At 39.4% G+C, this 11,182-nt stretch carries 9 protein-coding genes and 1 pseudogene; 5 read left to right on the forward strand and 5 right to left on the reverse strand.

Features of this window, described 5'->3' with window-relative positions; genetic code table 11:
• The first annotated feature begins 54 nt into the window (after positions 1-54).
• The 3 genes from lysS (at position 55) to AC6F75_RS03210 (ending at position 2,750) form a co-directional block, all read left to right on the forward strand.
• Positions 55-1,740 carry a lysine--tRNA ligase gene (gene lysS, locus AC6F75_RS03200; RefSeq protein ID WP_500713508.1) on the forward strand — a complete coding sequence of 562 codons (1,686 nt, stop codon included), beginning with the start codon at positions 55-57 and terminating at the stop codon, positions 1,738-1,740.
• Positions 1,741-1,877: 137 nt separating this feature from the next.
• A complete protein-coding gene (locus tag AC6F75_RS03205; protein WP_500713509.1) occupies positions 1,878-2,288 on the forward strand; it encodes a DUF4890 domain-containing protein in 411 nt (136 codons plus the stop codon).
• A 129-nt stretch (positions 2,289-2,417) separates the two neighbouring features.
• Positions 2,418-2,750, forward strand: a complete 333-nt coding sequence (locus AC6F75_RS03210) for a hypothetical protein (protein WP_500713510.1) — start codon at positions 2,418-2,420, stop codon at positions 2,748-2,750.
• A gap of 46 nt (positions 2,751-2,796) precedes the next feature.
• Here AC6F75_RS03210 and hemL read toward each other — a convergent pair whose 3' ends face one another.
• The 3 genes from hemL to AC6F75_RS03225 all read right to left on the reverse strand — a co-directional run bounded on the left by hemL (position 2,797) and on the right by AC6F75_RS03225 (position 5,841).
• The gene (hemL, locus tag AC6F75_RS03215; protein ID WP_500713511.1) at positions 2,797-4,083 is read right to left on the reverse strand and encodes a glutamate-1-semialdehyde 2,1-aminomutase; all 1,287 of its coding nucleotides are present in this window, start codon (positions 4,081-4,083) and stop codon (positions 2,797-2,799) included.
• Between the two features lie 8 nt (positions 4,084-4,091).
• Positions 4,092-4,859: a glucosaminidase domain-containing protein gene (locus AC6F75_RS03220; protein ID WP_500713512.1), complete on the reverse strand. Its 768-nt coding sequence runs from the start codon at positions 4,857-4,859 to the stop codon at positions 4,092-4,094.
• A gap of 73 nt (positions 4,860-4,932) precedes the next feature.
• Entirely contained in the window at positions 4,933-5,841 is a 909-nt protein-coding gene (locus AC6F75_RS03225) for a pyridoxal-phosphate dependent enzyme (RefSeq protein WP_500713513.1), read from the reverse strand.
• 692 nt (positions 5,842-6,533) lie between these two features.
• Here AC6F75_RS03225 and AC6F75_RS03230 point away from each other — a divergent pair.
• A pseudogene (locus AC6F75_RS03230) lies at positions 6,534-6,668 on the forward strand (DUF5522 domain-containing protein); the annotation flags it as partial.
• Here AC6F75_RS03230 and AC6F75_RS03235 read toward each other — a convergent pair.
• Both AC6F75_RS03235 and AC6F75_RS03240 read right to left on the reverse strand, forming a co-directional pair.
• Positions 6,661-8,550 (reverse strand): monovalent cation:proton antiporter-2 (CPA2) family protein, encoded by a 1,890-nt coding sequence (locus AC6F75_RS03235; RefSeq protein ID WP_500713514.1) that lies wholly within the window; start codon positions 8,548-8,550, stop codon positions 6,661-6,663. The pseudogene AC6F75_RS03230 and the gene AC6F75_RS03235 sit on opposite strands and share 8 nt — an antisense overlap.
• 2 nt (positions 8,551-8,552) lie before the next feature.
• Positions 8,553-9,161, reverse strand: a complete 609-nt coding sequence (locus AC6F75_RS03240) for an NAD(P)H-dependent oxidoreductase (RefSeq protein WP_500713515.1) — start codon at positions 9,159-9,161, stop codon at positions 8,553-8,555.
• Positions 9,162-9,293: 132 nt separating this feature from the next.
• On the opposite strand from AC6F75_RS03240, the gene hutU reads away from it, so the two are divergent.
• Positions 9,294-11,182 (forward strand): urocanate hydratase (gene hutU, locus AC6F75_RS03245; RefSeq protein WP_500713516.1); only part of this gene is annotated, 1,889 nt, incomplete at its 3' end.

Below are 11,182 nucleotides of genomic sequence, written 5' to 3' on the forward strand. Positions count from 1 at the left end.
AAATTATTTTAACAAAAACGTATCTTTGCCCATTCTAAAATAAGCACATACACTATGCAACTTTCAGAACAGGAAATCGTACGCAGAGAAAAACTCAATCAGTTGAGGGCTTTGAATATCAATCCCTACCCGGCAGCTTTATATCCCGTCAATCACACAACCAAGCAACTTAAGGAAAACTTTGAAGAAGGAAAAAAAGTGGTGATTGCCGGTCGTTTGATGTCCAGAAGGATTCAGGGAAAAGCCTCTTTTGCCGAATTACAGGACGCTGAAGGTCGCATACAAGTTTATTTTAACCGGGATGAAATTTGCACCGGAGAGGACAAAACACTTTATAATGAAGTCTATAAAAAACTCTTGGACATTGGTGATTTCATTGGCATTGAAGGAGAGTTGTTTAATACACAAGTGGGCGAAAAAACCGTAATGGTCAAAAACTTCACACTTTTAAGCAAATCACTCAGGCCGCTTCCGCTCCCAAAAACAGATAGTGAAGGAAACACTCATGACGAGTTCAACGACCCGGAACAACGCTACCGCCAGCGTTATGCCGATTTGGTTGTCAACCCGCACGTAAAAGAGGTGTTTGTAAAGCGAACCAAGCTCTTTAATGCTATGCGTACATTCTTCAATGAACGAGGCTACTTTGAAGTGGAAACCCCTATTTTACAATCCATCCCCGGTGGAGCTGCCGCACGTCCTTTTGTCACCCATCACAATGCGCTGGACATACCTTTGTATTTGAGAATTGCTAACGAATTGTATCTAAAAAGACTTATCGTTGGCGGATTTGACGGTGTGTATGAATTTTCAAAAAACTTCCGCAACGAAGGAATGGACAGAACCCACAATCCTGAGTTTACTGCAATGGAAATTTATGTGGCTTATAAAGACTACAATTGGATGATGGAATTTACAGAGCAACTACTTGAACACTGTGCCATTGCCGTTAACAGTACCACAAAAGCCAAGTTTAAAGAATACGAAATCGACTTCAAAGTGCCTTACCCAAGGGTCACGATGACAGACGCGATTAAGCAATATACAGGGTTTGACATTTCCGGTAAAAACGAAGATGAATTGAGGGAAGCCGCAAAAAAAATGGGTATTGCCGTTGATGAAACCATGGGTAAAGGAAAACTCATTGATGAAATTTTTGGTGAAAAATGTGAAGGGAACTTTATCCAACCCACGTTCATTACCGATTATCCCAAGGAAATGAGCCCCCTTTGTAAAGTACATCGTGAAAATCCTGAACTTACAGAACGATTTGAACTAATGGTTTGCGGAAAGGAAATTGCCAATGCCTATACCGAGCTAAACGACCCCATAGATCAACTTCAGCGTTTTGAAGAACAAGCCCGCTTAAGCGAAAAAGGTGATGATGAAGCGATGTTGATTGACCGCGATTTTGTGAGAGCTCTAGAATATGGCATGCCCCCTACCTCCGGACTGGGAATTGGAATGGACAGATTGATCATGTTTTTAACCAACAACCCTTCCATTCAGGAAGTACTGTTTTTTCCACAGATGAAACCCGAAAGAAAAGTGGAACTCACCGAAGAAGAAAAAATGGTATTGGATATTTTAAAACCAAACAAAAAAATGCAGTTGGATGACTTAAAAAATCAAGCGGCACTCTCAAACAAAAAATGGGACCAAGCTATCAAAGGCCTTACATCAAAAAAAATGGCCGGAGTTGAAAAAACTGAAGAAGCCCTTTTTGTTGAAATAAAATAAGATTACATTCAAACAACAAAATTAAGGAACCCCAAACGGGTTCCTTTTTTTGTTAAAGTATCATCAATATTTCCTGAAGCGTTAAACCAAATGATATTATTGTTGTCCAAAAGGCAAACAACATTAAAAAAAGAATTATGAAAAAATTAATGATTATCGCTTTAGCCTTTGTGACTGCAGTAGGTTTTAGCCAGGACAGGGAAAGAAATCAGGAAATGCGCCAAAAAATGCAACAGGAAAGACAAGACCTTACTCCCGAACAGCGCGCTGAATTAAACACAAAAAGACTTGCCATACAGCTTGACTTAACCGAAGCTCAGCAAAAGCAAATGCTAAATCTCCAACTTGAAATGGCAAAGGAGCGTGCAGCGAAAAAACAAGAAATGCAAAGCAAGTCCAAAGAAGCCGGATATTACGAAAAGGCCAACAAGAGGTTGGATATGAGAAAATCCCATCAGGATAAAATGAAAGCCATTCTCACAGAAAGCCAGTACAACACCTGGAAAGAGAGTAAAAACAAGAGTAAGAGGAATAAAGTAAAAAATTAAGAATAGCATTGAAATTTTAATAAAAGCCAAAAGTAAATCTTTTAATCAAGTATCTATTTTTGGCTTAATTATTGGTTTAAATACAAAATATAACTATATTAGTTACCCTAATTTTAAACCCAAATCAAAATGAAAAAAATAATTACTCTAATAGTAGTCTTGTTTGCAATAGCTTTTAACACTCAGGATGCAAATGCACAACAAAAACCTGAGGACATTGCAAAAACAAAGACAGCTGAATTAACCAAAACCTTAGAGTTGAATGGAGATCAGCAACAAGCAATGTGGAGAGCCCTTGTAAAAAAGGAATCTGCTTATGCTAAGCAAGTAATCGGACAAGATTTAAGCAACCCCACAGTCGCTGCTGCAAAAAAAGAAATAGATGCGACTTTAGACGAGAGAGTAAAAGCCATTTTAACTCCTGAACAATACAATCGATATTTGGCAAGTATTGAAAAATAATGCCTTCCTAACAGAAAACTAAGCCGGATAATATCCGGCTTTTTTATTACAAGGTTTTGGCTACATTTCCACAGGCAGTGATTGTATCGTCTAAATCCTGATAAGAAAGCGCTTCTGAAATAAACCAAGTTTCATAAGCACTTGGAGCAATATAAACCCCTTCCTTTAGCATTCCGTGGAAGAATTTTTTAAAGGTGTCGTTATCTCCTTTTGCAGCTGACTCAAAATCAACCACTTCTTCTTCACAAAAATGCACCGATATCATTGAACCCAACCTATTTATAGTATGTGTAATTCCCTGTTTTGTTAAACCCTCGCTAACCCCCTTGTGCAAATAAGCAGTTTTATTATTGATTGACTCAAAAATACCTGGATTGTTGTTCAATTCAGCAAGCATGGCCAAACCGGCAGCCATAGCCAACGGATTCCCGCTTAATGTACCGGCTTGATAAACCGGTCCAACCGGAGCGAGGTAATTCATAATATCATTTCGCCCTGCAAAAGCGCCAACCGGCAAACCACCTCCAATCACTTTCCCAAAACAAACAAGGTCTGCTTTTATGTTATAAAGCTCCTGTACACCACCTTTTGCAAGCCGGAACCCTGTCATTACTTCGTCAAAAATCAAAAGAGCGTTGTATTGATCACACAAATCCCTCAAGCCTTCCAGAAATCCGGGTTTGGGTGGAATACATCCCATATTTCCGGGTACAGGCTCAATGATGATACAGGCAATCTCATCTTTATTGGCTTCAAACAATTCAGATACATTTTCCAAATTATTAAAACGTGCCAGAATTGTGTCTTTGGCTGTTCCCTGAGTAACACCTGGGCTGTTTGGCGAACCAAATGTCACCGCTCCGCTTCCCGCTTGTATAAGAAATGAATCACTGTGCCCGTGGTAGCATCCTGCAAATTTTATGATTTTATCTTTTCCAGTAAATCCCCTGGCCAGTCGCACAGCACTCATACAGGCTTCTGTGCCACTGTTTACAAAACGTATTTTATCAATATTGGGTACCATCGAAACGGCCAGTTGGGCAATTTGAGTTTCGATTTCGGTGGGCATTCCAAATGAGGTTCCAAGTCGTGCTTTTTCGATAACAGCATTTACAACAGGTTCATGGGCATGACCTAAAATCATTGGTCCCCACGAATTAATATAATCGATAAGTTTATTTCCATCAGCGTCATAGAGGTAAGCTCCTTTGGCATTTTCCACAAAAATTGGAGTGCCTCCAACAGCCTTAAATGCCCTTACAGGTGAATTGACCCCGCCGGGTATGACTTTTTCTGCTTCAGAAAATAAAGCACTGCTTCTCTTATAAATCATTTTTTTTCTTAATTTTTTGGGTTCAGATACAAAATTTGACCCACCTGAATTTCATTTGAGGCTAAACCGTTGTATTGCTTTAAAGTTTCAACAGGAATATTAAACCTTCGGCCTATTGAATAAAGAGTGTCTCCTACTCTAACAGTATAGGTATTTACCTTAGAAGAATCGGGTTTTACGACACTAACCTCCGTTCCTAAAACTTCCTGATCGAGTTTGTAAAGTTCGTATCGTTCGATAATACTTATGAGTTTATCAGGATATTTAGGGTCAGTAGCATAGCCGGCCTGTCTTAGTCCTCTTGCCCAACCTTTATAATCATCTTTTTTTAGGGTAAATAGATTACTGTATCTTGGTCGGCTGGTTAGGAATAGTGAATGATCTCTGAATGAATATCTGGGGTCATTGTATTTTCTGAAACATTCTTGGAGTTCGTCATCATCGTGACGCACACTTTCACCGGTCCACCCAACGTGACATTTTATACCAAAGTGATTGTTTGATCTGCTGGTTAAACTCCCTCGACCTGCACCGGATTCCAAAATTCCCTGTGCAATTTTTATACTTGCAGGAATGCCATAAAGCAGCATTTCTTCTTTAGCAACTTCTTTAAAGTTTTGAATATAGACTTCAACTATTTGTTCATAAGAAGCATTGGCAGGTGGTGTTGCAATAGTTGTGGCAGGGCGTGTTTCCTTAACTTCTTCAACAATTACAGGAGTTTCCTTTACCGGAGGCCTTACGATTTCTCTTTCTTTTGGGATTTTTTTTGGCACCTTTTTTTGAGTGCCACAAGAGGATAAAAAGGCAAGCGTCAATAAAATCAAAATTAAATGGAAAGTACGCATATTATACATCGATAAGTGGGAGTTTTTGTGTTTTGAGTTTTTCATTCATTCCGTAAATGCCCTGCAGTCCACCTGTATGGATGGCTAAAATACGAGATTTTTTTGAAATTTTCCCTTCTTCAATCATACGTAAAATGCCGTACATCATCTTTCCGGTATAGATGGGGTCGAGCGGAATCCCGGTTTCAAAGTTAAACTTATTGATAAACTCAATAAGTCCCTGATTTATTTTAGCATAACCGCCAAAACAGTAATTATCTGTTATAAACCAGTTTGTTTTGTTGGTCCATTTTTCAACTTCTTTTTTCAGAAAATTGCCCATTAAAGCAGAAAACCCGATTACTTTTTGATGAGGTTGACTGCTGTTTATAATTCCTGCAAGAGTTCCACCTGTTCCAACCGGAACGCATATAACATCAAATTCATTGTCATCAATAGTAAGGATTTCTTCACAACCTTTAACAGCTAATTTGTTTGTGCCTCCTTCGGGTAATAAGTAAAAATCTCCAAACTTCTCTTTCAGTTTTACAATAAAATCTATGGTATTTTTTTGTTTATACTGTTCTCTTGACACAAAATGCAGTTGCATATTGTTTGCTTTCGCGAAAGCGAGGGTAGGGTTTTCAGCCACTTTTTCGACCAACTCTTCACCTCTGATAACACCAATAGTTTTAAATCCAAATTCATTTCCGGCTGCGGCAGTGGCAGCTATATGATTTGAAAAGGCACCACCAAAAGTTAATATAGTATCTAATTTATTGTTTTTTGCCTCAAGCAAATTGTATTTCAGTTTCCTGAATTTATTACCTGAAATATGGGGGTGAATCAAGTCCTCTCGTTTGACATATAAATCAATTTTGAGCAGGGAAACAATTTCATTTTTTTTATTAAACAGATTTTCAGTTATCATTTACAACGCAAATACAAATATTAATAGGTATTTTCTTACTTATGAAATCATTTTATCGAAAATATATTCTTTTTGACGTCAAATAAAATAATCTTTATAATTTTACACCAATAAACAAATATTAAACAACCATCGTATAAGTATCTGTCAGGCTGCCTGCCGATTTTTACAAAACTACGATGGTTTTTTAATATTACAATATCATTCCCCACAGCAATCGGTGGTTTTTCATTTTTATGTATCTCGTAAATTTCCAAAACTTTCTTCTTTTTAAATAGTAAAGTTCATTTTCATGATAGGCTTCACATTCAAAGCTAATGTTCCGGTAAGCAATATACCTGTCCTTATAGTGCAACAAACGCAACAAGAATTCAATTCCATACCAAAAATAAAAAGGAAAAACCAGCATTTCAATTTGCAACCTTATATGAATGCGCTCCTGGTTTATAAAAACCCTATCTGTTATTTGAGTTTAACTTTTTAAGAGAATAAAAGTCCTAATCACTATACCGGAAAAACGTTTTGAAAAGAAAAAAGGGATAACAACAACCATTCTTTACTCTTGAAAAAGTATTTAGTATTTTTGCACCGTGAATGTATTCGGAAAAAAGAACCTAAAAAACACATCCTCAAAAGACGAAAATAATAAAAGCACGTCTTCTACTGAAGGAAATAAACCCGAGCTTCTTGGTGATGGTGATTATTACCTCACGCCTGAAGGTTACAAATGTTTTACAGAAAAATATCATTTAAAACGCGGGTATTGTTGTCAGTGCGGTTGCAGGCATTGTCCCTATGGCTACGACAAAAAAACAAACACTATCTAAGGTTGGTGTTCGTCTTGTCTTTTTTTAAATGTTCACTATCCCAAGCATGATCATTTCCCTGATCCAAGGTATGAAGGTCGCGTTTTAACAATTCTTCCTGAAGTTCCACCTCCTCTTGTACAGTGACCAGATAAGCCATTTTATCGTGCCTCTTTTCAGCCAACTTCAAAGTGGTTTCTTCATCATACTTTATAAACTGCTGTCCCTGCCTGTTTGCTGTATATTTCCTGAAACCCAATTGCACCAGGGCATCAACTCCCATATGTACAGCCGTGTACAAGGTTTCCCGGTAGAAATTTTCTACCCCGTGATCAATTAATTCATAAGCATCCACCCTGTTGCGGGCACGAGCGAGTATTTTTAAGTTGGGAAAGTGTTTCCGCACAAGTTCCACTAATTTTAGATTAGTTGCCGGGTTGTCAATGGCTGCAATAAAAAGTTTGGCTTTATCTGCTCCTGCAGCTTTCAGCAACTCCAGTCGGGTAGCGTCACCGTAATATACTTTGAAGCCCATTTTTCGCAATACCTCTACCCTGTTTGAATCATGGTCCAATACTGTTATATCCAACTTATTTGCTCGCAACAAACGACCTATGGTACTTCCAAAATGTCCAAAACCGGCAATAATCACCTCATTTTCCTCATCAATGACAGGATTCTCAGGGTCATCCCCCTTTCGTTTTACACCCACATTGGGTAAAACCAAACGTTCATTAATCAATGTCAAAAAGGGTGTTAGCAACATACTTAGGGCTATTACAGCAAGTATATTATTTGCAAGATCATTTGGAACAATATTCAGGAGCATGGAAAAGCTCATAATCACAAACCCAAATTCACCTGCCTGACTCAAACCTATTGAAAACTGAAGGTTCTGGTCTATATTTTTTCTGTAAAGTAAACCTACACCATAAAGGACAAAAAATTTAACTACTGTGAGAGCCAAAACAAAAAGTATTATGAAAATGGGATTTTCCCATATCAGCAAAAAGTTTATAGAGGCTCCCACCCCAATGAAAAATAATCCTAAAAGCAAATCTTTAAAAGGTGCAATATCACCCTCCAACTCATGCCTAAATTCAGAATTTGCCAAAACCACCCCAGCCATAAAGGCACCCAATGCCGGGCTCAAACCAACCAATTCCATTAAATATGAAACGCCAACAACAACAAGCAATGCTGAAGCTGTAAAAAGTTCCTGTAAACGGGTTCTTGCAACAATGCGAAGCAAAGGAACAAGGACATATTTTCCAATAAAATAAATAGCCGCAATAGTTCCTACTACAACCAGGGTTTGAACCCACCCCGGAAACTCTGAAATCACAGAATGATCCATCTCATCAGCCTGTGCTACTGCAAAATCAGATGCCAATAGCGGAATGATTGCCAAAATGGGTATCACCGCAATGTCCTGAAACAAAAGAACCGCAAAAGAAGAACGACCCACTTTGGTGTTTGAATTTCCTTTTTCTTTTAAAGTCTGCAAAACGATGGCCGTTGAAGAAAGTGCCAGTGCCAGAGCAATGGTCAGGCTTGTTTGCCAGTTCCAGCCTAGAACAAGCTGTGCACCAAAAAACAACACCAGTGCTGTCCCTATTACTTGTAAAGAACCCATGCCCAGGATAAACTTTCGCATTTTCCAAAACTTATGAGGGTCTAATTCCAAACCGATGAGAAAGAGCATCATCACCACACCAAATTCTGCAAAGTGCATGATATCCTGTCCTTTCTCACCAATAAGTCCTAAAAGTGAAGGTCCTATGACAATTCCTGCGAAAAGATATCCTAAAATCGAACTCAACCCAAAACGCTTTGCAATGGGCACACAAATGACAGCTGCAGAAAGGTAAATAATGGCTTCAAGTAAAAAATTTGTCTCCATACTTATGTTTGTTTTTGCCTTTGAAACCAGTCATTCAGGTATTTTTCTTCTAAAACACCTTTGAAGTTTAACTCGTTATTGATTAAATAATTTAAAAGTGTGTTGTATTCTTTTGCTGCATTTATATAATCGGCTGCTCCCATTTCGTGTGTTCCATGAACCACGTAAGGTGGCAAATATATCATCTTACACACCTGAGCGGTTTGATTAAACGGTTCTAAAAGTTCATAAATTGTGAAGCGGTCTTTACCCAACGAACTGTAATTTTCTTTTTTACCCCCGGTTGTAATTACCTGAAAAAGAAATTTGCCTTCGAGATAAGTGCCTTTTGCCCCATACGCCCAATTGTATTCCAGTACAAGATCAATCCATTGCTTTATAATGGGTGGGCAACTGTACCAATACATGGGGTGCTGTAGAATAATAATATCGTGTTGCGAAAGAATTTCCTGCTCTTTCCTAATATCAATATTGAAATCAGGATAAAGCTCATATAAATCGTGAAAGGTTATATTGTCAGAATCCGGTATATGATCAACCAACGCTTTGTGTGCATGAGACTTTTCAAATAATGGATGAGCAAAAAGGATTAATATTTTATTCTTTGGCATAGAGGATTTTTGAGGTTTTAAGATACACCATTTCGTGCAAAAATAACAAAAGCATTTCACAAAAAACCCAAACCCTTCGCCGTCTATTTTTCGTAACTTTGTTGTGAAAGGATAATTACGCAATTTTATTTTATGAACACCTCAACACACACAGCTATAGACTTTAAAAAAAGTATTTTACAAGGCATTCCTTCAGAATTGCCCTCACCAAAACCCTACGACCCCAACATAAACCACGCACCAAAGCGAAAGGAAATCCTCTCGGAAGAGGAAAAAAAATTGGCTCTGCGTAATGCCTTACGCTATTTTGAGCCCAAACACCACATTACCCTCCTGCCCGAATTCAAAGCAGAGCTTGAAAAATATGGCCGCATTTACATGTACCGTTATCGACCAGATTATAAAATGTATGCCCGCCCAATTTCTGATTATCCCGGAAAAAGCGAACAAGCAAAAGCCATTATGCTGATGATTCAAAACAATCTCGACTATGCCGTGGCGCAACACCCTCACGAACTCATCACCTATGGAGGTAACGGGGCCGTTTTCCAAAACTGGGCGCAGTATCTGTTGACGATGCAATACCTCGCCGAAATGACCGATGAACAAACCCTGGCCATGTACAGCGGCCACCCGATGGGATTGTTCCCCTCTCACAAAGAGGCCCCGCGTGTTGTAGTGACAAACGGAATGGTCATTCCCAATTATTCCAAACCCGATGACTGGGAAAAGATGAATGCACTGGGCGTTTCACAATATGGCCAGATGACCGCCGGAAGTTATATGTACATCGGTCCGCAAGGAATTGTTCACGGAACAACCATCACAGTATTAAATGGTTTCAGGAAAATTAAAAAATCACCCAAAGGGGGTTTGTTTGTTACCTCCGGTTTGGGCGGAATGAGCGGCGCACAACCCAAAGCAGGAAACATAGCCGGTTGCATCACCGTTTGTGCCGAAGTCAACCCCAAAGCCACTTACACGCGCCACTCACAAGGCTGGGTGGATGAAGTGATTTCAGATTTGGATCAACTGGTCAATCGTGTAAAAGAAGCTAAAGCGAAAGGTGAAACTGTCTCCATTGCCTATGATGGGAACGTAGTCGATGTCTGGGAAACTTTCAATAAGGAAAACATTCAAATTGATTTGGGCAGTGACCAAACCTCTTTGCACAATCCCTGGGCCGGTGGTTATTATCCTGCGGGGATTTCTTATGAGGAGTCTAACGAAATGATGGCAAACAACCCAAAACTTTTTAAAGAAAAAGTTCAGGAAAGTTTACGTCGACAAGCTGCTGCCATTAACAAACACACTGCCAAAGGCACTTACTTTTTTGATTACGGAAATGCCTTTTTACTGGAAGCATCCCGAGCCGGAGCAGATGTGATGAATACAGAAAATACAGACCCATTGAAGCCACGTGAATTTAAATACCCCTCTTATGTTCAGGACATTATGGGACCCATGTGTTTTGACTTTGGTTTTGGACCGTTCCGTTGGGTATGCGCTTCGGGAAAACCCGAAGACCTTGAAAAAACCGATGCCATTGCGTGTAAAGTTTTGGAAGAGCTGATGAAAAATTCGCCCGAGGAAATCAAACAACAAATGCAGGACAATATCACCTGGATCAAAGGCGCACAGCAAAATAAACTCGTTGTGGGCTCACAAGCACGCATATTGTATGCAGACAGTGACGGTCGCATTAAAATTGCCGAAGCTTTCAACAATGCCATCGCTCAAGGCGAAATTGGACCTGTAATTTTAGGCCGTGACCACCACGATGTTTCAGGAACCGATTCACCTTACCGCGAGACCTCAAACATCTATGACGGAAGCCGTTTTACGGCAGACATGGCCATTCACAATGTGATTGGTGACAGCTTTAGAGGAGCCACCTGGGTGAGCATTCACAACGGTGGTGGTGTGGGCTGGGGAGAGGTCATCAATGGTGGATTTGGTATGGTTCTTGATGGTTCTAAGGAAGCTGAAAGGCGCTTAAAATCAATGCTTTTCTGGGATGT

It is taken from the genome of Planktosalinus sp. (assembly GCF_059864935.1).

Bases quoted from the DNA above. Each gene is read 5' to 3' on its own strand.
- hemL (WP_500713511.1), bottom strand. From the start codon at position 4,083: ATGATTTATAAGAGAAGCAGTGCTTTATTTTCTGAAGCAGAAAAAGTC.
- AC6F75_RS03235 (WP_500713514.1), bottom strand. From the start codon at position 8,550: ATGGAGACAAATTTTTTACTTGAAGCCATTATTTACCTTTCTGCAGCT.
- lysS (WP_500713508.1), top strand. From the start codon at position 55: ATGCAACTTTCAGAACAGGAAATCGTACGCAGAGAAAAACTCAATCAG.
- AC6F75_RS03225 (WP_500713513.1), bottom strand. From the start codon at position 5,841: ATGATAACTGAAAATCTGTTTAATAAAAAAAATGAAATTGTTTCCCTG.
- AC6F75_RS03205 (WP_500713509.1), top strand. From the start codon at position 1,878: ATGAAAAAATTAATGATTATCGCTTTAGCCTTTGTGACTGCAGTAGGT.
- AC6F75_RS03210 (WP_500713510.1), top strand. From the start codon at position 2,418: ATGAAAAAAATAATTACTCTAATAGTAGTCTTGTTTGCAATAGCTTTT.
- AC6F75_RS03240 (WP_500713515.1), bottom strand. From the start codon at position 9,161: ATGCCAAAGAATAAAATATTAATCCTTTTTGCTCATCCATTATTTGAA.